General features: G+C 72.8%; 23 protein-coding genes. 6 read left to right on the forward strand and 17 right to left on the reverse strand.

All coding sequences use genetic code 11. The features are described from left to right. Nucleotides 1–111: 111 nt before the first annotated feature. Genes AB0M93_RS25230 through AB0M93_RS25240 form a run of 3 tightly spaced genes read right to left on the reverse strand, consistent with a single transcriptional unit; the run spans nt 112 to nt 5,102 of the window. Complete coding sequence (locus tag AB0M93_RS25230; protein WP_364276759.1) at nt 112–2,853, reverse strand: bifunctional YncE family protein/alkaline phosphatase family protein; 2,742 nt, start codon at nt 2,851–2,853, stop codon at nt 112–114. A 3-nt stretch (nt 2,854–2,856) separates the two neighbouring features. Continuing rightward, nucleotides 2,857–4,191, reverse strand: a complete 1,335-nt coding sequence (locus AB0M93_RS25235; RefSeq protein ID WP_364276761.1) for an ABC transporter permease — start codon at nt 4,189–4,191, stop codon at nt 2,857–2,859. Beyond that, nucleotides 4,188–5,102, reverse strand: coding sequence for an ABC transporter ATP-binding protein (locus tag AB0M93_RS25240; RefSeq protein WP_364276763.1), 915 nt, complete (start codon nt 5,100–5,102; stop codon nt 4,188–4,190). The genes AB0M93_RS25235 and AB0M93_RS25240 overlap by 4 nt, the downstream gene beginning before the upstream one ends. A gap of 338 nt (nt 5,103–5,440) precedes the next feature. Between AB0M93_RS25240 and AB0M93_RS25245 the strand changes: the two genes are divergently transcribed. Then, the gene (locus tag AB0M93_RS25245; protein WP_364276765.1) at nt 5,441–5,653 is read left to right on the forward strand and encodes a DUF5988 family protein; all 213 of its coding nucleotides are present in this window, start codon (nt 5,441–5,443) and stop codon (nt 5,651–5,653) included. 102 nt (nt 5,654–5,755) lie between these two features. Then, entirely contained in the window at nt 5,756–6,391 is a 636-nt protein-coding gene (locus AB0M93_RS25250) for a hypothetical protein (protein WP_364276767.1), read from the forward strand. Between the two features lie 40 nt (nt 6,392–6,431). Here the strand turns inward: AB0M93_RS25250 and AB0M93_RS25255 are convergent, their stop codons facing one another. The 4 genes from AB0M93_RS25255 to AB0M93_RS25270 form a co-directional block, all read right to left on the reverse strand. Beyond that, nucleotides 6,432–7,094 carry a polysaccharide deacetylase family protein gene (locus AB0M93_RS25255; RefSeq protein ID WP_364276769.1) on the reverse strand — a complete coding sequence of 221 codons (663 nt, stop codon included), beginning with the start codon at nt 7,092–7,094 and terminating at the stop codon, nt 6,432–6,434. 2 nt (nt 7,095–7,096) lie between these two features. Beyond that, nucleotides 7,097–7,762 (reverse strand): glycoside hydrolase family 11 protein, encoded by a 666-nt coding sequence (locus AB0M93_RS25260; RefSeq protein WP_364276771.1) that lies wholly within the window; start codon nt 7,760–7,762, stop codon nt 7,097–7,099. A gap of 104 nt (nt 7,763–7,866) precedes the next feature. Continuing rightward, nucleotides 7,867–10,407: an ABC transporter permease gene (locus AB0M93_RS25265; RefSeq protein ID WP_364276773.1), complete on the reverse strand. Its 2,541-nt coding sequence runs from the start codon at nt 10,405–10,407 to the stop codon at nt 7,867–7,869. Further along, nucleotides 10,401–11,141: an ABC transporter ATP-binding protein gene (locus AB0M93_RS25270; protein ID WP_364276775.1), complete on the reverse strand. Its 741-nt coding sequence runs from the start codon at nt 11,139–11,141 to the stop codon at nt 10,401–10,403. Before AB0M93_RS25270 ends, AB0M93_RS25265 begins: the two co-directional genes overlap by 7 nt. 135 nt (nt 11,142–11,276) lie before the next feature. Between AB0M93_RS25270 and AB0M93_RS25275 the strand changes: the two genes are divergently transcribed. The 3 genes from AB0M93_RS25275 to AB0M93_RS25285 are packed head-to-tail and all read left to right on the forward strand — an operon-like array spanning nt 11,277 to nt 13,382. Continuing rightward, a complete protein-coding gene (locus AB0M93_RS25275) occupies nt 11,277–12,476 on the forward strand; it encodes a sensor histidine kinase (RefSeq protein WP_364276777.1) in 1,200 nt (399 codons plus the stop codon). Beyond that, complete coding sequence (locus AB0M93_RS25280) at nt 12,464–13,180, forward strand: response regulator transcription factor (protein ID WP_364276779.1); 717 nt, start codon at nt 12,464–12,466, stop codon at nt 13,178–13,180. The genes AB0M93_RS25275 and AB0M93_RS25280 overlap by 13 nt, the downstream gene beginning before the upstream one ends. 10 nt (nt 13,181–13,190) lie before the next feature. After that, complete coding sequence (locus AB0M93_RS25285; protein WP_364276781.1) at nt 13,191–13,382, forward strand: hypothetical protein; 192 nt, start codon at nt 13,191–13,193, stop codon at nt 13,380–13,382. Nucleotides 13,383–13,415: 33 nt separating this feature from the next. On the opposite strand, the gene AB0M93_RS25290 is transcribed toward AB0M93_RS25285, so the two are convergent. The 10 genes from AB0M93_RS25290 to AB0M93_RS25335 all read right to left on the reverse strand — a co-directional run bounded on the left by AB0M93_RS25290 (nt 13,416) and on the right by AB0M93_RS25335 (nt 23,103). Continuing rightward, nucleotides 13,416–13,829 (reverse strand): HPF/RaiA family ribosome-associated protein, encoded by a 414-nt coding sequence (locus tag AB0M93_RS25290; protein ID WP_364276783.1) that lies wholly within the window; start codon nt 13,827–13,829, stop codon nt 13,416–13,418. A gap of 95 nt (nt 13,830–13,924) precedes the next feature. Next, entirely contained in the window at nt 13,925–14,491 is a 567-nt protein-coding gene (locus AB0M93_RS25295) for a TetR/AcrR family transcriptional regulator (protein WP_364276785.1), read from the reverse strand. A gap of 55 nt (nt 14,492–14,546) precedes the next feature. Next, complete coding sequence (locus tag AB0M93_RS25300; RefSeq protein ID WP_364276787.1) at nt 14,547–15,860, reverse strand: ABC transporter substrate-binding protein; 1,314 nt, start codon at nt 15,858–15,860, stop codon at nt 14,547–14,549. Beyond that, entirely contained in the window at nt 15,847–16,917 is a 1,071-nt protein-coding gene (locus AB0M93_RS25305) for a branched-chain amino acid ABC transporter permease (RefSeq protein ID WP_364276789.1), read from the reverse strand. The genes AB0M93_RS25300 and AB0M93_RS25305 overlap by 14 nt, the downstream gene beginning before the upstream one ends. Next, nucleotides 16,914–17,765, reverse strand: a complete 852-nt coding sequence (locus tag AB0M93_RS25310) for a branched-chain amino acid ABC transporter permease (RefSeq protein ID WP_364276791.1) — start codon at nt 17,763–17,765, stop codon at nt 16,914–16,916. The genes AB0M93_RS25305 and AB0M93_RS25310 overlap by 4 nt, the downstream gene beginning before the upstream one ends. 29 nt (nt 17,766–17,794) lie before the next feature. Continuing rightward, nucleotides 17,795–18,502, reverse strand: a complete 708-nt coding sequence (locus tag AB0M93_RS25315) for an ABC transporter ATP-binding protein (protein ID WP_364276793.1) — start codon at nt 18,500–18,502, stop codon at nt 17,795–17,797. Next, nucleotides 18,495–19,286 carry an ABC transporter ATP-binding protein gene (locus AB0M93_RS25320; protein WP_364276795.1) on the reverse strand — a complete coding sequence of 264 codons (792 nt, stop codon included), beginning with the start codon at nt 19,284–19,286 and terminating at the stop codon, nt 18,495–18,497. The genes AB0M93_RS25315 and AB0M93_RS25320 overlap by 8 nt, the downstream gene beginning before the upstream one ends. A 220-nt stretch (nt 19,287–19,506) precedes the next feature. Continuing rightward, nucleotides 19,507–20,484, reverse strand: coding sequence for an ABC transporter substrate-binding protein (locus AB0M93_RS25325; protein ID WP_364276797.1), 978 nt, complete (start codon nt 20,482–20,484; stop codon nt 19,507–19,509). 632 nt (nt 20,485–21,116) lie between these two features. Beyond that, the gene (locus AB0M93_RS25330) at nt 21,117–22,361 is read right to left on the reverse strand and encodes an MFS transporter (RefSeq protein ID WP_364276799.1); all 1,245 of its coding nucleotides are present in this window, start codon (nt 22,359–22,361) and stop codon (nt 21,117–21,119) included. 127 nt (nt 22,362–22,488) lie between these two features. Continuing rightward, entirely contained in the window at nt 22,489–23,103 is a 615-nt protein-coding gene (locus AB0M93_RS25335) for a thioesterase domain-containing protein (protein WP_364276801.1), read from the reverse strand. Between the two features lie 149 nt (nt 23,104–23,252). Between AB0M93_RS25335 and AB0M93_RS25340 the strand changes: the two genes are divergently transcribed. Then, a complete protein-coding gene (locus AB0M93_RS25340) occupies nt 23,253–26,336 on the forward strand; it encodes a BTAD domain-containing putative transcriptional regulator (RefSeq protein WP_364276803.1) in 3,084 nt (1,027 codons plus the stop codon). Nucleotides 26,337–26,723 lie beyond the last annotated feature (387 nt).

The following is a 26,723-nucleotide window of genomic DNA, read 5'->3' on the forward strand; positions in this document are numbered from 1 at the left end:
GCAAACCCCGCCCCCCGCCCGCTTAACCCCGGGCGTGACCGTACTGGTGGGTGTTGTTGTCTGCCTTTAACAACCCCCCAAACCCCCCCACGACGAGCTGCGGCAGGGTGCTCAGCCGTCCGACTCGGCGGCCGGGATGAAGGCCCCCGGCACCTGGTCCGGGGCGTACACCTGGTGCTCACCCGGGTAGGGCAGCTGCCAGCCGTGCGTCTGGTACCACGTGAAGTGGTTCATCTGCGCCGGGTTGGCGTAGTCCGCGACGGCGTCCGGGCCGGTCAGACGCTGGTGCGTCGTCCACTCCTGCCACTGCGCCGCCACCTGCTTCTTGTCCGCGGGCACCGCCGACGACGGCACCGGCGCGGCGGCCGGGTTCGGCGCGGCCGGGGTGTCCGGGCCGCAGGACGGCTGGGTCTTCAACCCGTCCGTCAGCGACGTCCGGTTCGGCAGCGCGGTGAACGGCGTGAGGTCCGGCTTCTGCTGGAAGGCCGCGCTCATCGGCGTCGCCGCGCTGTCCTTCTGGTTCATCGGGTGGACGCCGAGGATCTGCTCGATCGTGCGGATCATCGTGATCTGCGAGTAGTAGTGGCTGTCGACGACGCCGTGCCGGGCGTACGGGCTGATGATCTGCACCGGCGCGCGGTGGCCGTCGACGTGGTCCAGGCCGGCCTGCGAGTCGTCCTCGACGACGAAGATCGCCGAGTCCTTCCAGTACTGGCTGTGCGAGATCTCGTCGACGATCCGGCCGACGGCGAGGTCGTTGTCGGCGACCTGGGCGGCCGCGTTCGGTGGGCCGCCGGTGTGGTCGCTGGAGAGCCAGAACATGTTCAGGTTCGCCGGCCCGTGCTTCTCGAAGTCGTCCTTCCAGATCTGGTAGCGGTAGACGTCCGGGACCGAGGTGTCGAACTTCGGGAAGCCCGGCACCGAAACGTCGTTCAGCGACGGGATCGGCGACGACGACACGAGCGGGTAGGCCGTCGGTTCGCCGGTGTTCGCCATGTTCTTGGCGTCGCAGTACAGGTTCTGCCAGCTCGCCCCGGCCGGCTTGGTCAGGAACTGCTGGAACTCGCCGAAGTCGCGCACCGACTTCCCGGCCGCCTGCGCGCCGGTCCAGAGGAACCCGCTGCTCTGGTGGCCGAGCGCGTCGTCTTCGGTGTCGTAGCTGCGCAGGTACTCCCCCGCCGAAGACTCGGTGTACTCGGGGTTGTCGGCCTGCATCAGCCAGTTGTGGCCCTCGGCGGAGTTCGTGCCGATGTCGTAGGTGTTGTCGTACAACCCGAACTGCCGCGCGAGCGCGTGCTGGTTCGGCGTGACGTTCTCGCCGAACTGCGTCACCGCCGGGTCGCCGTTGCCGCGCGTGTCGTCGCCGAAGACCTGGTCGTAGGTCCGGTTCTCCTTGACCAGCAGGAAGACGTGCTTGATCGTCGACGGGTCGCCGAGCCGCGCCGGGACCGGCACCGGGTTGCGGTGGCCGTTGTCGTGGGCCACCTGGACCGAGCCGGGCGTCCAGCCGTTCTGCCGGAACACCTTGGCCGTGTAGCCACGGATCGCCGGATCGTCCGGCAGCCGGAACTTCTGCAGGCTCGACGTCGTGTCGTGCGTGCCGTGCCCGGCCGCGGTGGTCGGGCGGCGGGCGTCGATGCCGCGGGTGTTGGAGACGAGGACGTCCGGGCCGACCGTGGTGATCGCCGTCGGGAAGTAGTCCGTCGGCAGCAGGCCCACGTAACCCACCGGCTCCTGCGCCCGGTGGTAGCGGTAGACGGCGACCGCGTTGGCGCGGCCGAGCGTCACGAGCAGGTGCCCGTCGCCGGTGAGGGTGACGCCGTCCGGCTCGTAGCCGACGCTCGCCTCCGGCCACGGCTGCGTCGCGATGGTCTGCACGACCTGGTCGCGGGAGGTGTCGACGACCGAGACGGTGTTGCTCGCGGTGTTGGTGACGAACAGCGCGCCGTCCTTGGCGTACACCGCGGTCGGGTGCAGGCCGACGTCGATGCTCTTCGGCGCGGCGGCCGGCTTCGCCAGGTCGATGACGCTGACCGTGCCGCTGGTGGTGGCGCCGGTGAACCGGCTGGCCGGCACCTGGGTGTTGTAGGAGTTCAGCGTCGGCTCGCCGGGCTGTGCCGGGCGGCCGCCTTCGTTGCTGACGTACAGCTTGCCGCCGACGCGGACCAGGTCACGCGGGGCATTGCCGACGGCCCAGCTCTGCTTGATCGCCCCGGTCGCCGCGTCGAGGGCGACGACCCGGTTCTGGCCGTTGACCGCGGAGTACACAGTGGACCCGTCCGGCGAGAAGACCGCCTGCGCCACCAGTGCGTGCTTCGCACCGTCCGCCGGGATCTTGACGGACACCGGAGCCGCGACCGTGCCGTCCGGGTTCACCGTGAACTTGGTGTAGCCGTCGGTCTGGGCCAGCCACAACGACTTCCCGTCCGGGGAGTACGACGGGCCTTCCTGGCCGACGTCGTTGCCGGCGATGCGCAGGTTCGCCGTCGCCGAGTTGCCGACGAGCTGCTGCACCTGCCAGCTCTTGAGGTCGACGACGGTGAGCGCGATCCCGCCGTCGGTGGTCAGGGCGGCGAGGTGGCTGCCGTCCGGGCTGACCGAGGAGGCCATGATCTTGCCGTTGTTCACGACCAGCCGGTCGCCGATCGGGTCGAGGTACTGGTCGGCGGCGACGACCTGGCCCTGGCCGGTGACCTGGCCGACCTGGTCCTCGCCGAACTGCCGCGTCGACGCGACGCCGACCCCGGTGCCGGTGGCGACGAGCACGAGCGTGATCGACCCGGCCGTCGCGAAGCGGAACCGGCGGCCGGACCCGCCCTTCCTGGTAGGCCGTCTGCGGCGGGTTACCTGCATCGGTTATCCCTTCGGGGTGGAGGAGAGCAGCTCGACGTTGGCGTCGAACTGCCAGAGCGGGTTGGGCTGGTCCCCGTCCGGGGTCCGCACCTGGAAGTAGCCGTTCACTTCCTTCGGCCCGTCGCCGTCGGCGACGTACCGCCCGTCCGAGGTGACGTCCAGCTGGTAGACGGCCGAGCCGGTGGTGGCGACGCCGGGCAGGTGCCAGGTGACGACGCACCGCCAGTCGTTGCCGGGTCCGTCGGCCTCGACGAGGCCGTCGCCTTTGGTGCACGCGGCGGTGGCCGCCAGCTGCGCTTCGGTGACGTCGGGGCGGTGCAGCTGCGCGGTCTGCAGGCGGTAGAGGTGCGCGAACGCCGTGGCGACCGACTGCTGCACCTTGTCCCGGCCGATCCCGGAGCCCAGCGCGGGCGTCGCCACGGCGATGATCCCGGCGGTGGCAGCGAAGAGCGCGACCAGGGGCAGGACCGCCAGCGCCCGGCGTCCGGAGCCGTCGTGGGCGGCGTTGGTGAAGTCGCGGCGCACGAACAGCAGGTACGCCAACGCGGTCGCCGCCACGGCCCACGCGAGGCCGGCGCCGACGCCGGTCAGCAGCGGGGCGAGCTGGACCGGGCCGGTGAACAGGCCGTTCCACGCGACGAAGGCGTAGCTGGGCAGCGCGAGCCGCACGGCGACGGGCAGCGGCAGCAGCTGGGCCAGCGCCATCGCGAGCGCGACGACGGCGGGCAGCAGCAGCCCCATCGGCGACCGTCCCCAGAGGACGGACCCGAGCAGCCCGATCGCGGCGAGGGCGAGCGTCGGGGCGAGCACGCTCACCCAGGCGAGCAGCACCTTCGCGGCGGCGTCGCCGGGGCCGAGGAGGTGGCCGTCGAAGCCGACGAGGGCCCGGTTGCCGACCGCGAGGAGCCCGCCGGCGGTGCTGGAGACGGCCATCCCGGCGACGAGCAGCAGGATGACGGTGACGCTGGCCAGCGCTTTCGCCACGAAGATCCGCCGCGCGGACCGGACGGCCACGAGCAGGTGCCGCCAGGTCCCGAGCCGGTCTTCGGCGGCGAAGACGTCTCCGGCCACGACGGACGTGAGGAGGGGCAGGGCATAGGTGCCGGCGAAGCCGAGCATGACGAGCGGGCCGGCCCACCCGGTGACGTTCATCCAGCGGCCGAAGAGGGTGTCGACGGGCAGCGAGCTCTGCCGGCTGACGGCGGCGACGAAGACGGCCGGGGCGAGCCAGCAGGCGAGGACGAGCAGGCGGATGCGCCAGGTGGAGAAGAGCTTGACGAGCTCGAAGCGGTAGGCGCGGGTGGTGGGGACCGGGCGGGCGGGCGTTCCGGCGGTCATCGGGTGCTCCCCTGCTCGGTCAAGGCGAGGAACGCGGCCTCCAGCGGCGACACGACCGGTGCGAGCTCCCGCACCGCCACGCCGTCCTGCACCAGGCGCCGGACGAGTTCGTCCAGCGCCGGGATCCGCGCCCGGATCACCAGGACGTCCGTGTCGTGGCGGGCCGCCTGCTCCTGCGTGATCCCCCGCGTCTGCGCGAGCACGCGCCGGGCCGCGGCCGGGTCGGACGTCCGCAGGCGGTAGGCGAGTTCGGCGTTCTCCGCCGTCAGCTTCGCCGGCGGGCCCGTGAACACCACGCGGCCGGTGGCGAGGATCGTCACCTCCGCGCACAGCGCCTCGAGGTCGTCCATCCGGTGGCTGGACAGCACCACCGTGGTGCCGGCCGCCACCAAGCGGTCGAGGACGCCGTGGACGTGCTTCTTGCCCGCCGGGTCCAGGCCGTTGGCCGGCTCGTCGAGCACAAGCAGCCGCGGCTCGGTGAGCAGCGCCGCCGCCAGGCCGAGCCGCTGACGCATGCCCAGCGAGAAGCCCCGGACCCGGTCGTCGGCGACGTCGGCCAGCCCGACCTCGTCGAGGACGGCACCGGGGTCCGCGGAGTGGCCGCCGAGCGCGGCCAGGGCCGCGAGGTTCTGCCGTGCGGTCAACGAGGGGTAGAGGCCGGGACCGTCCACGAACCCGGCGACGCCGGCGGGCGCCCGGCCGACGGGCGTGCCGAAGACTTCCAGCTCGCCTTCGTCGGCGACGGCCAGGCCCAGCAGCAGGCCGAGCAGCGTCGTCTTGCCGGCGCCGTTCGGGCCCACCAGGCCGTGGATCCGGCCCGGCGCCACGTCGAAGTCGACGCCGTCCAGCGCGACGACGTCACCGAAGCTCTTGGTGATCCCGCGCGCTCTCACTGCCAGGGGTGCGTCCATGGGTCCCTTCCGTTCCCGCCGTGCGCGGAGAAACTTAGGCACCGCAAATGACGGGGGCACGCGCGGGAAGTGAACGCTCCGGGAACGGCAGCCGACCGGCCATCGCCGTGCCGGTGAAATGTCCGAGTTAACCGGCCGCTTGCCTTCGCCGGGCGGGCAACCCCTGTCCCAGCACCCGGAAAAACCCTTGCCGGAATTGCGTCAACCCCTATTTTCCGCCATTTCGACATAGGAGCCGGTCATCTTGACACGGCGTTCCGCGGTCCGGCATCGTCGAGAGACGAAGGCCACATTTCCGGTTCTTCTTCCCGCGTGAACGAACCCACGGAGAAGGAATCATGGCGAAGATCAAGGTGACGCTTTCCGGTGGTCCGGCCGAGCTGGCCGAGCGGCATCGCGAATGGACGGTCGGCAGCATCGGCGAGGTCGCGAAGGTCAGCTTCGGCGCCGGTTACGAGCATTTCTCGCACGACGGCGAATTCACCACCACGAGCAGCGGCGACCAGGTCCCCGTGTTCGCCTGGTGCGGCCGCACGCGCGTCGCCGAGTGAATCTCCACGAATCCTCCACAAGAAAACCGGCCGTCCGGTGATCACGCCGGGAACAATGGCCTGGTGCTGACTGCAGAGCGAGTGAAGACACATGGGTGGCGGGTGGCTCTCGCGGTGGCGGCGGTGGCCGTCGCCGCGTTTTCGCGGAACGACCCGTTCGCCGGGCTGTTCGGCCTGGTCCCGGTCCTCCTCTGGTGCGGGACGGCGCGGGCCGGCCGCGCCGCGGTGGTGACCGGGCTGGTCCTGCTCGCGCTGCTGGCGTGGTTCGTGCTGCCGCGGGAACTGGACCTGGCCGGGCCGTGGGTGCCGGCCGCGATCGAGGTCTACTGGCTGCACACCACGCTGGCGGCGGTGGTCTGCGCGATCGGCTCCCGGCGGTTCGGGCCGTGGCTGCTGCTGGTGCCCGCCGGGTTCGTCGTCACCGCCGGGGTGCTGGTCTTCGGGTGGCAGCAGGCACCGGGGGACGAAGGCGTGGCGCCCGGCCCCGCGCAGCTGCGGATGGCCGAGGAGATCGACTGTGGCTCCGGCGGCTGCTGGCGGGCCGCGGTGGCCACCGGCGACGACGCCGCCGGGGCGTGGCGGGACTACCTGTCGGCCCGCAACTTCACCGCCGCGCCGGAGTCCCACGGCGTGCCGCTCTTCTGCCGGACCACCGGCCTCCTGGTGAACCACCAGGTGTGCGTGCGGGTCCGGCCGCTCGCGGCGGACTCGGCGCGCGTGGAGTGGTACGTCGAGTAGGAGGTGGCGCGGCGGGGTGCAACCGCCGCGCCACCGGTCCTCAGCCCGGCGCGACCGCCCGGCCGGTCTGCGGTGAGATCATGCCCGCGCACAGCCCGCGGCTCGCCAGGTTCTGGGCGATCCGCGGAATCGCGGACAGGGTGTTGGCCGGCCATTCGTGCATCAGGATGATCTGGCCGTTCTGGAGGCGGCCGTTCGCCGCGACGATCGCGTCGACGCTCGCGTTGTTCCAGTCGCCCGAATCGACGTCCCAGATGATCTGCCGCAGGCCGTACTTGGCCTCGACCGACTGGACCGTCGCGTTGGTTTCCCCGTAGGGCGGCCGGAACAGCCGGGGCGTGCCGCCGCCCGCCGCCGCGATCGCCTGCTGGGTGCGGGAGATCTCCGAGTCCACCTGGGCCTGGCTCTGCTGGGTGAGGTGCGGGTGCGTGTAGCTGTGGTTGCCCACCCACATCCCCGCGCTCACCTCCGCGCGGACCTGGGCCGGGTACGCCGCCGCGTACTGGCCCTCGTTGAACATCGTCGCCCGCAACCCGTTCTGCCGCAACGCGTTCAGGATGGCCGGGGTGTGGGCGTCCGACGGCCCGTCGTCGAAGGTCAGGCCGACGTACCCGCCGCACGCGGCGGCGTGCGCCGGCGTGACGGCAACTGCGCTCGCCACGGCGATGGCCGCCGTGGCCAGGAAAGTGCTCAGCCGGCGCATGGTCACCCCACGTTGATGTTCGAGTTGCCGCTGCTCTGGTAACCCTCGGTGGCGAGGATCATGTAGTAGTTGAAGCTGCCGAGCGGCATCCCGGCACGGCCCCAGGCGTCGAAGTGGTTGCCGGTGGTGATGCTGCCGCCGGTCCGCCGCTGCTGCCGGACGCTCCAGTACTGGTTGAAGGTCTTGTTGCCTTCGACGGACGGCGCGTTGTAGCGGGTCGTCTCGTAGATGTCGTAGGTGCCGCCGTCGCTGGTCACGCTGCCCTTGTAGGTCCCCGTCGGCCGCCAGCTGCCCCAGTTGTCGACGATGTAGTACTCGACGAGCGGGTTGGACGTCCAGCCGTAGAGCGACAGGTAGCTGTTGCCGGAGGGGTTGAAGCTGCCGGAGTAGTTCACGGTCCGGCGGCCGCCGTTGCCCCAGCCCTTGCCGGCGACGAAGTTGTTGACGTTGCTCCAGTTCGTCCGGTAGTTCCCCCCGGACCCGAGCGTCATGGAGACCGAGCCACCACCGGCGCTCCAGAACGAGTAGTAGTACCCGTTGTTGTAGCCCGTCTGGTTGGACGTGACGACGGTGTCGGCCCAGGCGGTCCCGGGCAGGAATGCGGCGATCACCGCAAGGACGGCGCCGCCGACGAACATCCTGCTGCGGCCGCGTTTCTTGGTGAGCATGCTTCCTCCTCGTCGAGGCTGGCAGGCAAGCCAGGATGGCCAAAGCATGCGAGCGCAACCACTGGTGGGGCAATAACTTTCGGAAAGTTTCGATCCCGTGGAAATTACTCCCGCAGCCCGATGGCGTCGATCGGCCGCGCCCGCAGCGCCACCGACGTAGCCACCCCGATCGCCACCATCCCGAGCACCACCGCCCCACCGATGATTCCCAAGTAGACGGACAACCCCCCGGCCGGCACCGGGTTCCCCCGCAGCCCGAAGTTCAGCACGGCCAACGGAACCACGGCCACCAGCGTCCCCAGCACGACCGCGATCCCGACGGTCGCCAGAGCCTCCAGCCGCATCATCCGGGTCACCTGACGGCGGGTCGTGCCGATCAGCCGCAGCAGCGCGAACTCGCGGCCGCGCTGCGCGGTCGTCAGGACCAGCGTGTTGGCCACCGAAATCGCGAGGTACCCGACGATCACGCCGGCCGCGACCAGGTTGAGGTAGAACTGCGCCTGCCGGTCCCCGCCTTCCGGGGCGGCGATGACCGACGCCGGCGCCACCACCAGACCCGGGTACGGCAGGGCACTCAGCCCCGAAGCCACCGCGCCCGCGTCGGCGCCGGGCTGCCGCCGGATCAGCACCGAGTCGTCCAGCCGGCCGCCGATGTGCTCGCGGGCCAGCGCGACCGGCAGCACGAAGTCGCCGAACGCCAGGTCGTGCGTGTACGTGGCGACCAGCCGCAGCTTCGCCGGCACGCCGTCGCCGAAGTAGAACTCGACCTCGTCGCCGAGCTTCTTGTCCAGCCAGTCCGCTTCCGACCGGCTGAGCGCCACCGTGTCCCCGGTGAGGTCGGTGAGCCGCCCGGCCTCGACGCCCAGCTCGAGGGCGGCCCCCGCCCGGTCGCCCGCCAGGCCCTGCGCGGGCGTCCGCTGGACTTCCACGCTGTCGCCCACCGTCGTCGCGGTGACGACGGAGGTGCGGACCACCGGCGTCGCCGCCGCGACCCCCGGCACCCGGCCGGCCGCCTCGGCCACCTCGGGCGAGACCCCGCCGGGCGCGGTCAGCACGTAGTCGGCGGTCGTCGACCGGGCCGTCTCCTGCTGGGCCGCCGCGGTGGTGGCCGTCGGCCCGTAGAACGTGGCCAGCGCGAACGCCACCGCCAGCATCAACGGGGTCACCGCCGCCGCGACGCGCCGGGCGTTGGCGTGGGCGTTCGCCCCCGCCAGGTATCCGCTGATCCGCCAGAGCCGCGCGAGCACGGGGACCAGGAACCGCATCACCAGCCCGGTCACCTGCGGGCCGACCACGGCCAGCCCGATGACGACCACCAGGGTGGACATCGTCGAGGTCGCTGCGGCGATGTCGCCGCGCAGGAACAGCGGGACGAGCGCGCCGCCGACGCCGGCCAGCACCAGGCCCCAGCCGGTGAGCAGGCGGACCCGGCCGAGCTCCCGGCGTTCCACCGCGGCCTCGCCCAGCGCCTCGACGGGCCGGATCGACGACGGCCGCCGCGACGCCGCCCAGGCCGCCAGCCGGGCCGCACCCAGGCCGAGCAGGACCGCGGCCAGCAACGGGAGCGGGCTGATCGCCAGCCCGAAGTCGGCCGGGATCACGCCGATCGCGGCGAAGGCGTCACGCAGGCCGGACGCGACCGCCAGGCCCAGCACGCTGCCCAGCACCCCGGCGACCAGCGCGACCAGCGTCGTCTCGGTGCCGATGAGCTTGCGGATCTGCCGCGGGGTGGCGGCGACCGCACGCAGCAGCGCGAACTCCCGGCGTCGCTGGTTGATGGTCAGGGCCAGGGTGCTCGCCACCACGAACACCGCGACCAGCAGCGCGAAGCCGCCGAACGAGCCGGCGATCGCCAGCAGCAGCACCCGCGTCTGGCTGACGTCGAGGAATTCGATGCTGCTGCGTTCGACGCCGGTGGTCACCTCGGCGCCGCCGGCGACGGCACGCACCCGGTCGGCGAGGGTTTCCGACGCCACGCCGGGGTCGGCGAGGACGCCGATCGCGTGCACCCGGCCGGGCCGTCCGGCCAGCTCCGCGGCCCGGTCCGGGGTGAAGAACATCGCCGACTGGCGTGAAGTGCCGTCGACGACGCCGCTGACCTTGAACGTCACCGGCAGCGACCGGGTCATGATCCGCACCTGCCCGCCGATGCCGACGTCGGCCCGGCGCGCCAGGTCGGCGTCCAGCACGACCTCGTCGGCCGCCACGGGTGCGTCGCCGCCGCGCAGGGTGAACGGCGCCAGGACCGCTGCGTCCCAGTTGTGGCCGAGCGACTCCCGGCCGCCGAGCACCTGACCGTCACGGGTGACGACCTGCGCCGGGAAGCTCTGCTCCGCGACGGCGGCCCGGACACCGGGCACGGCGGCGATCCGGCCGGCCAGCGCCGCCGGGACCGACGGCTGCTCGCCGACCTGCTCGGAGGACAACGCGTCGGCGCCGGGCGGGCGCACCGACTGGGTGCCGCCGACGACGACGGCCGCGGCGGCGTACCGCTGGGTGGGGACACCGGCGCGCAGGCCGGACTCCATGAGGATCCCGCAGGCCGCCACGAGGGCGGTGCCGCACAGGACGGCGATGAAGGCACCGGCGAAGCCGCCGAGCCGGGTCCGGATCGTCTGCCAGGCGAGCGTCAGCACGGTCACCACTCCCCGAGGTGCGTCATCCGCTCCGCCACCCGCTCGGGGGTGGGGTGCGGGAGGTGGCCGGCCAGCTTGCCGTCGGCCAGGAAGAGCACGCCGTGCGCGGCGGAGGCGGCGACCGGGTCGTGGGTGACCATCAGGACGGTCTGCCCCATGCCCTCGACGATGGCGCGGAGCAGGTCCAGCACCTGCCGCCCGGTGCGCGTGTCGAGGGCGCCGGTCGGCTCGTCGGCCAGCACCACCTCGGGCCGGGTGACGAGCGCCCGTGCGATCGCGACGCGCTGCTGCTGGCCGCCGGACAGCTCCGCCGGGCGGTGCTCCAGCCGGTTCGCGATCCCGACGCCGTCGACGACCTGCCGCAGCCACTGCGGGTCCGGCTTGGTGCCCGCGAGCCGCGTCGGCAGCGTGATGTTCTGCAGCACGTTCAGCGATGGCAGCAGGTTGTATGCCTGGAAGACGAACCCGATCCGGGTGCGCCGCAGCTCGGTCAGCTCGCGTTCCTTCAGCCGGCCGATCTCGGTGCCGCCCAGCAGCACCCGCCCCGACGTCGGCCGGTCGAGGCCGGCCGCGCAGTGCAGGAAGGTGCTCTTGCCCGAGCCGGACGGTCCCATCACGGCGGTGAACGTCCCCCGCGCCACCCCCGCCGACACCCCGTCCAGCGCGGTGACCGCGCCGTCGCCGGAGCCGTACACCTTCCGCACCCCGCTCAGCTCCAGCGCGTACGCGCTCGCTGTGGTCATCTGTCTGTCCCCTTAAGACTGTTTTCTGCGATGTAAGGAAACCTAGGTCGGCGGGGCCCCGGGTTCGATCCCGTGGAGAGGTGGATCGGGGGTAGCGCCAGCACCACCACCGCGGTGGGGTGGGACACTGTGCGGGTGACGACCCGCCTGCGCGAGTGCTGGTCGGCGGTTCGCTACCTCGTGGTCGGCGCCGGCACCTCGCTGCTGTCGCTGTTCGCCCTCGCCGGGCTGTTCGCCGTGCTGCTGCTGTGCCCGTTCGGCGTCGGCATCCCGTCCTTGGCCCCGATGATCCGGCTGGCCCGGTGGCCGGTCGGGGTCGACCGCCGCCGGGCCGCGCGGAAGCTCGGCGAGCCGATCCCCGAGCCCTACCGCGCCGGCTCCCCGCTGAAGGACCCGGCCACCCGCCGCGACCTCGCCTGGCTCGCGATCCACGCGGCGACCGGGACGATCATCGGCGTGCTCGCGTTCGGCCTGCCGCTGGGCGCGGTCCAGCAGGTCATCACGAGCTTCGTCTGGCCGCTGGTACCGGGCGGGATCGAGGGCTCGCTCGGGATCGTCGTCGACTCCTGGCCGAAGGCCGCGCTGGACCTGCTGGTCGCCGCCGCCATGGTCGTGGCGACGCTGCAGCTGCCCCGCGTCGCCCGGTGGCAGGCCCGCACCGCCCGGAAGCTGCTCGCCCCCGCCCCCGGCGTCGTGCTGGCGGACCGGGTCGCCGAGCTGACCGCGACGCGGGCGGCGGCGCTGGAGGCGCACGGCGCCGAGCTGCGGCGCATCGAGCGTGACCTGCACGACGGCACGCAGGCGCGGATCGCGGCGGTCGTGCTGCAGCTGGGGATCGCCGGTCAGCTGTACGACCGCGACCCCGCGATGGCGCGCGACCTGCTGGGCAAGGCGCAGGACACCGCGACCGACGCGCTGGCCGAGCTGCGCACGGTCGTCCGCAGCATCTACCCGCCGCTGCTGAGCGAACGCGGCCTGGCCGGGGCGGTGCGCGCGCTCGCCGAGCGCAGCCCGGTGCCGGCCGTCGTCGACGTCGAGTACGAGACGGGCCGCCCGGCCGCGGTCGAGGCGGCCGCGTACTTCGTCGTCGCCGAGGTGCTGGCCAACGTGACCAAGCACGCCGACGCGTCCGAAGTGGACATCGTGCTCGGCGGCACGGCGTCGGTGCTGACGCTGGAAATCCGCGACGACGGCCGCGGCGGCGCGGACGAGTCCCGAGGCAGCGGGCTGGCCGGCATCCGCCGCCGCGCCGAAGCCTTCGACGGAACCCTCACCCTGACCAGCCCACCCGGTGGGCCGACCGTGCTGCGAGTGGAGCTGCCATGCGGGTCGTGATCGCCGAGGACGACGCTTTGCTGCGCGAAGGCCTCTCCCTGCTGCTGAAGACGGCGGGCATCGAGGTGGCGGCGGCGGTCGACAACGCCGAGGACTTCCTGGCGTTCGTCGAGAAGGAGCGCCCCGACGCGGTCGTGATGGACGTGCGGATGCCGCCGACCCACCGCGACGAGGGCCTGCGCGCCGCCGTCCGCGCCCGCGAGATCCACCCGGCGCTGCCGGTGCTGGTGCTCTCGGCGCACGTGGAGACGAGCTACGCGGTCGAGCTGCTGGCCGACGGCGTCGGCGGGGTCGGCTACCTGCTCAAGGAGCGCGTCGGCAAGGTCGAGCGGTTCCTGGACGCGCTGCAGCGGGTCGCGAAGGGCGGCACGGCGATGGACCCCGAGGTGATCGGCCAGCTGATGGCCCGCCGCCGCACCGCGGACCCCCTGGAGGCGTTGACCGCCCGCGAGCGCGAGGTGCTGGGGCTGATGGCGGAGGGCTACAACAACAGCACGATCGCCGAGCTGCTGGTGGTCAGCGACGGCGCGGTGCTCAAGCACATCCGGAACATCTTCGCGAAGCTCGGCCTGCCCTCCGACGAAGGCGCCGGGCACCGCCGGGTCCTCGCCGTGCTGGCCTACCTCGGCCGGGATGCGGGTAGCGCAGGCACTACCCCGCATCCGGGTGCGCGCGGCATTTCCGCCGTCCCCGCGGTTCCCTAGCGTTCTCGGCATGAACAACGACAACGTTTCCACGCGTACTCCGAGCCCGGTCCTCCTGTGGGTGGGCCTGGTGCTCAGCGGCACGGTCAACGCGGCCGGTCCCCTGGTGGGCCTGGGCTGGGTGCCCCGGATGGTGGCCGGCGTGATCGCGCTGGCGATGATCGCCCTGCTGGTCGTGCACCACGTCCGCCGCCGCCGGTGACCGCTGCGGGCCCCGCACAGTCGCGGCTCGAGGTCAGCCGATGTCCGGCGTGGTGTCCCGGGAGTTCCCGCCGTCCTCGAGCACCCCGACCTCATCGGGGTTCTCGGGCGGGGGCATGTGCCGGATGCTGTCGCTGCCCTTGTGGTCGTAGGCGCGGTTGTACCGGGAATCCAGCACCCGCACCAGTTTGTGCGTCGCCCCGGCGAAGGCGTCGTCCACAGTGGCCGCGTGGTGGGTGACCGCCACCGGCTGCTTGCCGCCCGGCCGCGCCTCGATCACGCACTTCTTGTCCGTGGGCTTGCCGCCGCTGTCTTCGCTGAAGTGCACTTCCACCCCGGTCAACCACGTGCCGAACCGGGACAGGCTCTGCTCCAGGTCGGTCGTCACGTAGGTGGCCAGTCCTTCGCCACCGTGGATGTTGTGGTCGGTGTTGACCTGGATCTGCACGAGCACCCTCCAAAGCGGGAAAGCGTTGATTCCGGTCAGTACCACGGACGCGGCGAAGTCAAACGGGCCCGGTTCCGGCCGCGGCCCTCATTCCACTAAGGACGGAGGCTGCGCAGCATCAGGCCGGCGAAGTGCTCGCCCACCTGCTCGCCCGACAGCTCGCCCTCGGCGTGGTACCACATGCCCAGCCGGTGGATGGCGCCGAAGTGGTAGTTGATCACCAGGTCGGGCGGGACGTCGGCGCGGAAGACGCCGGTGCGCTGCCCCTCGGCGACCAGGTCGCGCACCCGCTCGTGGTAGGTGCGCCGCTCGGCCCGGACCTGGACCTGCTTGGACTTCTCCAGCTGCGGGAACGACTGGAAGAACACCGTCGCCGCGTCGAGGTCGGCGATGCTCGTGACGACGACGTCGGCGATGATCGCGTGCAGCCGCTCCGGCAGCGGCAGGTCCGACTCGGCGATCGTCTCCATCCGCCGCGTCTGCATCCGCAGCATCGCGACGTAGATCTCGAAGAGCAGGTCGTCCTTGGACTCGAAGTAGTGGTAGAGCCCGCCCTTCGTGACCCCGGCGGCCTCGACGATCTCGCGGACCGTCGTCGCCTCGAAGCCCTTCTCGGCGAACAGGCGCACCGCCGCCCGCACCACCTTCTCCCTGACCGTCATGGCGCCACCCTAGGCGAGCGGGTGGGCCGGGCCGCGTGACAGCCCGGCCCCTCCCTCACTTGCTCACCAGGTTCACCTGCTCCGGGGTCGCCCGCTCGCCGGTGTACGGCGTGATCGCCCCGGCGCCGCGATCGGTGACGGCCGGCGGCCGGATCACCGTCGTCGTGACGTCCGGGTTGATCTTGAACACGTACGCGCCGGTGTAGCCGGAGTGCGACTCCTTCGAGAACCCGAACGGTGTCAGGCCCGGGCCCTTCAGCGCGCCGGAGCTCATCGCGTCGACGACCTTCTGCCGCGTCGGGTCCGGCCCGGCCGCTTTGAGCGCCTGCGCGAACGTGTACGCCTGCACCATGCCGAACAGCACGGTGTTGGTGAACGGCTCCTTCGCGATGTACTTGTCGTGGATGCCCTTGAAGTAGGCGACCCACGGGTCCGACGTCTGGGCGACGTCCGGCAGGTAGCCGGTGCCGATCAGACCGGCCAGCAGCTGCCCGCTGGACACGCTCGCGCCGCCGCGCTTGGCGAAGTCCTGCAGCAGCCCGGACAGCGTCGCCGGGTCCGCGCCGATGCTGCTGACCACGAACTGCGGGTGGTAGCCGATCTTCGCCGCGGCCAGGATGGCCAGCGCGGTGAACGCCGGGATGCACGCGCAGACCACGACCTCCGCGCCGGCGCCCTTCAGCGCGGACAGCTGGGGTGTGACGTCGGTGTTCGCGCTGTCGTAGCCCTGCCGGACGACGGTCTGGTCCTTGACGAACTGGTCGAGCCCGGCCTGGGTGTCGCGGCCGACGTCGTCGTTCTGCGTGAAGTACCCGACCTTCTTGCCCGCGAAGTTCTCCTTGACGTACTTGCCCTGGATCTTGCCTTCCCGCGTGTAGTCCACCTGGTACCCGAAGGTCATCGGCGCCTTCTGCGGGTTGTCCCAGGCGAGCGCGCCCGACGACACGAGCAGGTCCGGCACGCCTTCGGAGTTCAGGTAGTCGACGACCTTCGAGTGCGTCGGCGTGCCGAGGCCGCCGACGATCGCGAACACCTTGTCCTGCAACACGAGTTTCTTCACGACCTCGACGGTCTTGGTCGGGTTGTAGCCGTCGTCCTCGACGTGGTAGTCGATCTTGCGGCCGTTGATGCCGCCGCCGTCGTTGATCGACTGGTACACCGCGCGGGCGCCGACGGAGATCCTGCTGTAGCCCGGCGCGGCCGGGCCGGTGAGCGGCTGGTGGGTGCCGATGACGACGGTGTCCTTCGTGACGCCGACGGCCGAATCGGCGGCCTTCCCGCCACCGCCGTCGCTCTCCCCCGCCCCGCCGCACGCGGTCAGCGTCAGGGCGAGGGCCAGGAAACCCGCGCCGTACCTAGTGGTTCTCATGGTTCTCCTTTGCTCGGCGGAACGACGTCTGGCGGGTGCGGAGCCACTGGAAACCGCCCTGGATGCCACGCGGGAAGGCGAGCACGACGACGATGAGGATCACGCCGTACACCGCGAGCGGGAGGTTGTTGGCCACGTCGGTGTTCAGGTGCAGCGCGTCGGCGAGGTCCTCCGACCACGCCTGGAAGTAGACGAGCGCGACCGCGCCCCACAGCGCGCCCCACAGGGAGCCGAGCCCGCCCAGCACGACCGCCGCCAGCAGGCTGAGCGACAGCGCCGGCGTGAACGAGCCGGGGGCGGCGGTGCCGAGCAGAAACGCCTGCAGGCCACCGGCGAGCCCGCCGCAGACCGCGCTGACCAGGAACGCGAGGATCTTCGTGCGGCCGACGGCGATCCCGCTCAGCGCGGCGGCGACCTCGTCGTCGCGGACCGCGCGGAAGTCCCGCCCGAGCCGGCCGCGGACGATGTTCACCACCAGCACCAGCGCCAGCAGCACGCTGAGCCAGACGATCCAGGTCTGCCAGCGCAGTTCGGGGACGCCGATCCCGGCCGGTCTGCTGTGGACGGTGAAGCTCAACCCGTTGCTGCCGCCCAGGAAGTCGGGGAACTTCCGGGTCAGCGCGGGCAGCCCGACGGCCAGTGCCAGGGTCGCCCCGGCGAGGTACGGGCCGCGCAGCCGGGCCGCGGCGGCGCCCGCCAGCAGCCCGGCCAGCCCGCCGGCGGCCGAGGCCAGCAGCAGGTCGGCCCACAGCGGGAAAGCCGGGACGCGCCGCACGAGCAGCGCCACCGTGTAGGCGCCGATGAACATGAACGCGCCGTGCCCCAGCGAAACCTGGCCGGTGAGGCCGGTGAGCAGGGTCAGCCCGGCCACCGCGACGAGGTAGTAGCCGATCGTCGCGATCCGCAGGTTGGTGAACTCGTCGGTGACCAGGGTCAGCAGCACGACCACCGCGAGCGCCCCGAGTGCGGCCAGCGCGTGGACGAGCAGCGGCGGCAGCCCGCGACGCTGCTTCACCGGCGCCGCCCGGACCTGCGGTGTCTTGGTGCGCACGGTCATACCCGCCTCACCTTGGCCCGGCCGAACAGCCCGCTGGGCCGCAGGGTCAGCACCACCACGAGGATGGCCAGCGCGGCGATCGTCACCATCTCCGGTCCCAGGTAGCCGGACACATAGGACAGCCCGACGCCGAGGACGAACCCGCCGGCGATGGTGCCCAGCGGGTTGTCGAGGCCGCCGAGCACGGCCGCGGTGAGCGCGTAGACGAAGACGCCGTCCAGCACGTTCGGGAAGAGGAACGGCGGTGTCGCGAGCAGCCCGGCCAGCGAGCCGACGCCCGCGGCCAGTCCCCAGCCGGCGGTGAGCATCAGCCCGACCCGCACGCCGAGCGTGCGCGCGACTTCCGGGGCGAACGCGGCCGCGCGCATCCGCAGGCCCAGCGGCGTGTACTTGAACAGCACCAGCACGAGGGCGGCGATGGCGAGCACGACCAGGACGACGAACAGGTCGTTGGCGGAGAACCGGCCGCGGAAGTCGAAGGCGTACGGGAACGCCAGCGGTTCGTTGGACCAGATCATGCCCGCGACCGCCTGCAGCACGAGCAGCAGCCCGAGGGTGACGATGATCGAGCTCAGCTCGGAGCGGTGCCGCAGCGGCCGGATCAGCAGCCGTTCGGTGGCCACGCCCAGCACGGTCCCGGCGACGATGGCGACGGCGAACCCGAGCCAGTAGCTGCCCGTCGCCTTCGTCACCGAGTACGCGAGGTAGGTCGAGATCAGGGCGAGGGCGGGTTGCGCGAAGTTCACCACCCGGGTGGCCCGGTAGATGATGACCAGGGCGAGCCCGAGCGCCGCGTACACCGCGCCGGCCGAGATCCCGCCGAGGGTCAGGTCGAAGAAGTCCTGCATACCGGACCGTTCACCTCCTGGTGAGTGGGTCAGAAACCGAGGTAGGCGTGGCGGAGGCCGTCGTCGGCCAGCAGTTCCGCCGCGGTGTCGACGGCCACCACCCGCCCGAGCGCGAGGACGTACCCGCGGTCGGCGATGGACAGGGCGCTGTGCGCGTTCTGCTCGACGAGCACGACGGTGAGCCCGGTGGACGCGCGCAGGTCGCGCAGGATGCCCATGATCCGCGCGGTGATCAGCGGCGCGAGCCCGAGCGACGGTTCGTCGAGCAGCAGCAACCCGGGCCGGCTCATCAGGGCGCGCCCGATGGCGAGCATCTGCCGTTCCCCGCCGGAGAGCGTCGAGGCGGGTTTCGCCGAACGTTCGTCCAGGGCGGGGAAGAGTTCGTAGACCTCCTTGCGCGCGGCGGCGCGGTCGGCGCGGTCACGCCGCCACAGCGCACCCAGCCGGAGGTTCTCGTCGACGGTCAGTTCGGTGATCACCCCGCCGCCTTCGGGCACGAGCGCCACCCCGCCGCGCGCGATGCGGTCCGGCGCGAGCCCGGTGAGTTCCCGCCCGTCCCAGGTGATCCGGCCGGCACGGGCGGGCTGCAGGCCGCTGATGGTCCGCAGCAGCGTGGTCTTCCCGGCCCCGTTCGCGCCGAGCACGGCGGTGATCCCCCCGCGTTCGACGGTGACGCCGACGCCGTCGAGGGCCCGGACGGCGCCGTAGGCCACGGAAAGGTCTTCGATCTCAAGCACCGGGCGCCTCCTCGGCGGGGTCACCGAGGTAGGCCTCGGCCACGCGGGGGTCGGCCTGGATCTCGGCCGGGGTGCCCGCCGCGATCACCTCGCCGAAGTTGAGCACCACCACCCGGTCGCAGACCTCCATCACCAGGTCCATGTGGTGCTCGACGAGCACCACGGCCATCTGCCGGCGCAACGACACGATCAGCGTCGAGAGCTCGAGGAGCTCGGCGGCCGAGAGCCCGCTCGCCGGCTCGTCGAGCAGCAGCAGGTCCGGCTCGGCCACCAGGGCCCTGGCGAGCGCGACGCGCTTGCGCACGCCGTAGGGCAGGACGCCGGGCAGCCGGTCGGCCAGGTCGGCGATGCCCAGCTCGCCCAGGGCCGCACGGGCGCGGTCGGCCAGCGCGGCTTCGTCGCGGGCCGACCGGCCGGCGCCGGCGAGGGCCGGGAGCACGCCGGTCCGGGCGTGGCGGCTCGCGCCCGTCAGCACGTTCTCGAGCACGGTCAGGCCGGGGAACAGGCCCAGGCCCTGCAGCGTCCGGACGATGCCGAGCCCGGCGAGGTGGTCCGGCCGGTGCCGGACGAGCGGCTTCCCGCGCCACAGAACGCGGCCCGCCTGTGGCCGGACGAATCCGCAGATGACGTTGAACAGCGTCGTCTTGCCCGCGCCGTTGGGCCCGATCACCCCGACCACGGTGCCCGCCTCGACGCTGAGCCGGACGTCGTGCAGGGCGGTGAGGCCGCCGAAGCGCACGGTCAGGCCGTCGGCCACGAGGAGGCCCTCGCCGGGAAGCGTCATCCTTGACCCTCTCACCATGTGGACACCGACGTACCGCGCGGTCGGTATGAAGAGGGTGGGGTGCGGCGGCGATCGTGTCAAGGTGCGAACCACCGAAACCGGACTCGTCGGCGGCGGTCCGAAAATCTCACGATGCCCGCCCATCGGGAAAAGTCCGGCCGCACGAAAAAAGGGCGGGTGCGCGATCTCGCGCACCCGCCCTTCGCGGCCCGTCCCCGGCTCAGCCGGTGCCGGCCTGCGGGGCGATCATCGAGGAGGCGTCGATCTTCGTCTGGACGACGCCCAGCTGCTGCAGCAGGTCCGGGACCCGCTGGATGCGGCGGGCGTCCAAGGTGGACCCGAAGGCCGGCATCACCATCAGGCTGGCGATGTCCTGGTCGACGTGGGCGTTGCGGACGACGAGCGGTTCGATCCGGGACCGGTCCACCGCCGCGCGCGTGGCGTTGACCATCGCGCGCTGGAACGCCTGCACCGTCTTCGGGTGGTCCTGGACCCACTTGGCGGTGGCGCCGTAGCCGGTGAGGGGGAACGCCTGGGTGCTGCCGCTGGCCGCGTCGACCACCGGGTAGGCACCGGCGGTCTTGGCGGCCTGGGTCAGGAACGGTTCGGGCTGGTAGGCCGCGTCGACCCGGCCCTGCGCCAGCGCGGCGCCCATCTCCGGCAGCGGCATCGGCACCCACTGCACCTTGCTCACGTCGATGCCGTGGTCGTGCATCACCGACCGGGTCAGCACGTCCGAAGCCGCGTTCTTCGAGCTGATGGCGATGCGCTTGCCGGTGAGGTCGTTCACGGTCTTGACCGGCGAGTTCGGCACGGTGACGACCTCGTTGCTGCGCGGGCTCGCCGACGTGCCGTCGGCCACCAGCTTGATGTCGGCGGTGCCGCTGTTCTTGGCGAGGAAGAACAGCGGGTAGGTGGACAGCGCGAGGTCGTCCTGGCCGCTCACCATCCGGGTCAGCGTTTCCTGGCCGCTGGCGCCGACGTCGGTCTGCACCTCGAGGCCCTCGGCCTTGAAGTACCCGCCCTCCTGCGCCAGCCACAGGGTGGCGAGGTCGACGGTGGTGAGGATCGCGACCCGGATCGACGGCTTTTCGACGGCACCGGCGGTGGTGGAGCCCTTCAGCTGGCTGCACCCGGTCACCAGGACGGCGATCAGGGCGAGCACGGCGAGCCGGCGCGTCGAGGGGCGTTGGGGCATGCCACTCCTCGGGGAAGATTCTGCGGATCACGGAATACGGCTCGTTCGGCCGGGATCAGCCGGACTGTAGATGACGATTTCCCGGGCCGCAATTGCGTTGCCGAGAAATATGTCATGTCACGTTCACGCGAAAGAGTGACAAGCGGGCGATCAGGTTACCCACTGACAGGGTCAGTCCATACGAGGGGAACAAACCCACGGCAAGACGTCGGGTTTCGTGATCTCGCCACCGCAGGTGGTGGCCGTCACGACCAGGCCGGAACGGTCCGAGGACACCGATCGGCGGCGGGAAACGAGACCCCGGCCGTCACGCTTCGATAGTCCACACAACTCGATCGTTCCGAAATTTTTCCGAAGAAAACGAGGGCGATTCCCATTCTCGGACAATTTATGGACACTTCGCCGAATTGATCGAGAATGGGGTCGCGTGCGCCGTCGGCGGGGAAGCCAGGGCGACGGATGCCCTGCTCGGGGCCGGTTGTCCGACAGGTCCGGACGGGTGAAGGCGAGAGCGGCCGATCGGCCCAATAGGCGCTCCCCGGCGGCGCCGAGGTCCGGGAGACCGATTCCTCGCAGCCGCCACCGGGCCGGCCGGTGAATGGGACGCGAAACCCCGGTGCCCGCACCGCAATTCAGCTCGCGGGCGTGACGAAGCGGCGCAGGCCGGGCGTGGCCGCGCCGACCGCCATCACCGCGGCGACGCACAGCACCCCGCCACTGACCAGCGCGAACGTCCCGGAGGTGGCACCGGCGACGAGACCGCCGCGCAGGTTGCCGACGTCCGGCCCGGCCTGGCCGACGATCTGTTCGGCCGCGGCGACCCGGCCCAGCAGCGCGTCCGGGGTGGCCAGCTGCACGAGCGCGCCGCGCGTGACCACCGAAACCGTGTCGGCCGCGCCCGCGACGACGAGGCACGCGAGCGCCGGCCACGGACTGGACGCCAGGCCGAAACCGCTGAGCGCGACGCCCCACACGGCCGACCCCGCAAGCATCACCCGGCCCGGCCGCGGCAGCCGGGTGAACGTCCCGGAGAACACCGACGCCGCGACCCCGCCCGCGGCGACGGCCGAGAGGAACAGGCCGAGGGTGCGCGGGTCGCCGTCGAAGCGCTCGGCGTTGACCAGCGGGAAGAGGCTGATCGGCATGGACAGGACGGTGGCGGCGAGGTCGGTGAGCAGCGCACCCCGCACGACAGGCGTCCGCACGAGGAAGGCGAGGCCGTCGAGCACTCCGCGCACCCCCGGCCGCGCCGGTTCGCCGCCGGGCCGCATCTCCGGCAGGCCGAACAGGCCGTAGAAGGCCATGCCGAAGGTGAGCGCGTCGACGACGTAGCAGCCGCCGACGCCGAAGCGCCCGAGGACGAGGCCGCCGAGCGCCGGACCGAGCAGCATCGAGCCCTGGAAGGCGATCCGGTTCAGCGCCAGCCCGGCGGGCAGCTGCTCCGGCGGCAGCAGCCGCGGGACGAACGTGCGCGCGGCCGGCCCGCCGCCCGCGACGAAACACGACTGGGCGGCGACCAGGCCGAGCACGGCGAGCACCGGCACGTCCGCGAGGAACCCCTGCACGGCGAGCAGCACCGAGCAGCCGGCCTGCCCGGCCGTGGTGACGAGGGCGAACTTCCGCCGGTCGACGCGGTCGACGAGCGACCCGGCGAACAAGCCGAAGACGATGACGGGCAGGGCCTGCGCGAGCCCGACGGCGCCGGTCCACACGGTGCTCCGGGTCTGCTCCCACACCTGGAACATCACGGCGACGAGGGTCATCTGGGCGCCGAAGCCGGAGCAGACCCGGCCCAGCCAGAGCCGCCGGAACGGCGGTGACGTGCGCAGCGGCGTCAGGTCGACGAGGGCGCGGGTCAGCACGGCCGGATCACGCACCAATTGTAACAGTGCTTATGCATTCGCGGGTTCGGTCAGCCCGGGCGAAGCCGCCCCGCGCCCGCGCCGGGATGAGCACCCCGCGCCGGCGTGCTTATCCCGGGCCGGCCACCGCCCGCGCGTCGGGCTATGCCTCCGGCAGCCCCGGCGGCGGCCCGGCCAGCGCCGAGATCAGGTAGCCCGCCCGCAGCACCGCGTCACGCAGCAGGGCCGCGCTGTCCTGCGCCCGCGCCGGGGTGAGCACGAACCCCGCGCTGGTGTGCTCACCCCAGCCCGTCATCACCTGCGGCTCGCCGAACCCGCGGATCGGGCACGGCAGCGGTGGCGCGACGGGTACGTGCCCGTCGCTGACCAGCAGGCTGACGTCGGCGGGCTCCGCCTGGTCCGGCACCGCCCGCGCCGCCCGGTCCGGCGGTGCCTGGTGCGCCACGACGAGTGCCCGCGGGACCCCCAGTCCCGCGGCCACCCGCCGCTGGGCCAGCCGGTAGGCGACGAGCGCGCCGAGTCCCGCCCCGAACAGCACGTGCGGGCGGCCCAGCGACCCCGCCAGCTCGGCGGCCAGTGACTCGACCAGCAGCCACATGTCCCGGTACGGGTGCTCCTCGCGGCGCCCGCCGCGGCCGGGCAGCTCGACGACGTGCACCGCGATCCGGGGATCGCGCCAGGCCCGGTAGCGCCCGGCCGCTTCGCCCCCTTCCGGGAAGCACACGAACAGCAGCCGCTCCGCGTCGTCTCGATCCACTCGTGGCCTCCCTTCCGTCCTGTCTACCGTTGCCGCCGTCGCCACGAAGCCGTCCGGCCGTGGCTGTGGTCGGATCGGCAACCACCGGCACAGTAGGGTCGATCACGGCACTTCCGTTCCGCTTCGGTCCGCCTTCCCGGGGGTATCACGTGCGCTACCGCCTGCTGGGGCCGATCACCGTTCTCGGCGAGACCGGCCTGGTGCGGCCCGGTGGCCGGAAGCAGACGTCCGTGCTGGCCGCGCTGCTGCTCAACCCCAACCGGGTGGTCACCGAAGACCGGCTCATCGACCTGACCTGGGGCGAAGACGCGCCGCCGAGCGTGCGCGGGCGGCTGCAGGTGCACATCTCGGAACTGCGGAAGCTGCTCGGCCGGGACGTCATCGTGCGGCACGCGTCCGGCTACCTCATCGAGGTCGCGCCCGGCGAGCGCGACCTCGACGTGTTCGACGACGAGGTCGCGCAGGCCAGGGCCACGTCCGGGCCGGACGCCGTCGCGCACCTGCGGGCCGCGCTCGCCCTGTGGGAGGGCACCCCGCTCGGCGGGGTCAGCGAGGAACTGGCCGCGCACGAAGGCCCGGCGCTGGCCGAACGCCGGCTGGTCGTGCTGGAGGAGCTGTACGAGCAGGAACTCGTGTCAGGGCGGCACGGCGAGGTCGTCGGGGAACTGCGGCGGCTCGTCGGCGAACACCCGTTCCGCGAACGCCTGCGGGCCGCGCTGATGCTGGCGCTGCACCGCTGCGGCCGGACCCCGGAAGCGCTCGAGACGTACACGCGGGCGCACGAGCTGCTGGTCGACGAGCTGGGCATCGAACCCGGCCAGGCGCTGCAGGACCTGCGGATGCGGATCCTGCGCGGCGAGGGCGAGCCGGCGCCGCCCGCCGCCCCGGTCGCGCCGCGGCCCGCCGAACTGCCGCTGGACGTCCGCGGGTTCGCCGGCCGCGCGCCGGAACTGGCCGCGCTCGACGAACCCGGGGACGTCTGGGTGATCACCGGCACCGCGGGCGTCGGCAAGACGGCGCTGGCCGTGCACTGGGCGCACACCGCGCGGACGCGCTTCCCCGACGGCCAGCTGTACGTGAACCTGCGCGGCTTCGACGCCGACGACGAGCCGCTCACCCCCGCCGCCGCGCTCGCGCAGCTGCTGCGCACCCTCGGCGTCGACCTGCGGGACGTGCCGCCGGGCGTCGACGACCAGAGCAAGCTCTACCGGTCGCTGCTGGCCGACCGGCAGGCCCTGGTGGTGCTGGACAACGCCCGCGACACCGCGCAGGTGCTGCCGCTGCTGCCGTCGTCGGGCCGGGTGCTGGTGACCAGCCGGCACCGGCTCGACGAGCTGGTCGCCCGCGTCGGCGCGCGGTCGCTGGGGCTGGCGCAGCTGCGCGAGGACGACTCCCGGGCGCTGCTGACCGCGTTGCTCGGCGACCGGACGGCGGCCGAACCGGAGGCGGCCGCCGAACTGGCCCGCCTCTGCGGCCACCACCCGCTGGCGCTGCGGATCGCCGCGGCGAACACCGGTGTCGCCAGCATCGGCGAGCTGGTCGACGAGCTGCGTGGCGACCCCCTGGCCCAGCTCAGCTTCGACGGGGACGGCGAAAGCGCGGTCGCCAAGGCGTTTTCGGTGTCGTACCAGGCGTTGCCGCCCGGGCTGCGGCAGGCGTTCCGGCTGCTCGCGCTGGTGCCGGGGACCGACTTCACGGCGGTCGACGCGGCGGCGCTGCTGGCCGCGCCGCCCGAGGAGGCGACCCGCCGGCTGCGCGGGCTGACCGCCGCGAACCTCCTCGAGGCGCACGCGCCCCGCCGCTACCGCTTCCACGACCTCGCCCGCCGCTACGCCGAGCAGTGCGTCCGGGCGGAGGAGGACGAACCGGCGCGCGACCGGGCGTGGGAGCGGTTGTTCACCGGTTACTGCGCGGCCGCGGACGCCGCGGTGGCGCTCCTGGGCGCGCGGATCGTGGCGCTCCCCCGCGAAGACGCGCCGTCGGCGCCAAGCCCCGTTGCCTTCACCGACGCGGCCGCGGCCGTCGCCTGGCTGGACGTCGAGGTGCCCAACCTGTCGGCGGCGCTGCGGCAGGCCGCGGCGCGCGGGCCGTACCCCGGCGCCTGGTACCTCGCCGACGCGTTGCGGCGGTTCTTCCACGACCACGGCCGTCGCGCGGAGTGGCTCGAGCTGGCCCCGATCGTGCTGCGCGCGGCGCAGGACCACGGCGCGCAGCCCGCGGAGGCGCTGGTGCAGCTGTCGATCGGCGGCGCGTACTTCCGCGAAGGCCAGCACGAAGCGGGCATCCGGCACTCGGAGAAGGCGGTGCTGGCGAGCCGCGCGTGCGGCTGGCGCCAGTGCGAGGCGACGGCGGTGGCGAACCTGGGCGCGATGCTGGAGTGGACCGGCCGGCTGTCGGAGGCGGTGGAGCACAGCCGCCGGGCGATCCAGCTGTTCCGCGAGCTGGCCAACCGGTCGGGCGAGGCGCTCGCGCTGAACTCGCTGAGCTGCCACTACCGCCAGCTCGGCCGGCTGGAGCAGGCGGAGGACTGCCTGGTCGAGGCGATCGCGCTGGCCCGCAAGGAGGATCTGGCGTTCTGGGAGGCGGCCAACCTCGCCGACCTGGGCTCGATCCTGCTCGCCACGGGCCGGCTGGCGGAGGCCGGGGAGGTCCTCGACCAGGCGTTGGCGGCGTTCCGGGAGGTGGGGTCCAGCTTCGGCGAGGCCACGGCGCTGAACGTGGTGAGCGCGGTGCAGATCGCCCGCGGCGACCACGCGGCGGCGGTGGCCACGGCGGAGGCGGCCCTGGAGTGCGTCCGCCGCGACGGCGACCGCCAGGTCGAGGCGGCGGCCCTGATCGCACTGGGCAGGGCGGAGGAGGGCCGCGGCGACCTCGACGCGGCGGAGGGTGTCCTGCGCGAGGCCCGGTCCCTGACGGCGGAGTCGGGCCTCCGCGGCCAGCTGGCCGAAGCGGCCGCGACGCTGGCCCGGGTCTTGGCGGCGGCCGGCCGCCCGGGCGAAGCGGGCGAGCACGCGCGAACGGCCCTCGACGCGGCCCGCGCGGGCGGGTTCCGCGTGGTGGAGGCGGAGGCGTTGCTGGGCTTGGCGGCGGTCCAGGCGGCGGCGGGCCGGTCGATGCTGGCCGAGGGAACGGCCCGGGAGGCCGAGGGGCTGTACCGGGCGGTGGGCCACGTGACCGGGGAAGCGGCCGCGGCGGAGTTCCTGACCAGGCTCGGCGGCCGGGCGACGGGCTGAGCGGCGAGGCCTCCGGCCCCCGGTCTCCAGCTTACCGGCGGGGACCGACAGTTCCGGCGGTCCGCCGCGGCCGGTCGTGAGTGGTGAGGGGAGTTAGAACTCTCCTTGCCACTCACGACCTGTGCGCCACCGGTTGAGCCGCGCGGGGTGTCGACGGCGGCGGCGAGGTGGCCGCCGCGGCTTTCCGGCTCGCGCCACCGCACGAGCCGCGCCGGGGCGCGCACAGCGGCGGCCGCCGCGACATCCCGCACGAGCCCCACCGGCCGCCCGCGCCGCTGGCAAAGGCTTCCACGGCGGACTTTTCACCGGATTCCGCTGCGCCGGCCGCACCGGAGCGCGAACAGCGGCGGAGGCCGCCGCCGAGGCCCAGGCGTGCCGCGGCGCAAG

It is taken from the genome of Amycolatopsis sp. NPDC051102 (genome assembly GCF_040682815.1).
Taxonomy (GTDB): Bacteria; Actinomycetota; Actinomycetes; order Mycobacteriales; family Pseudonocardiaceae; genus Amycolatopsis.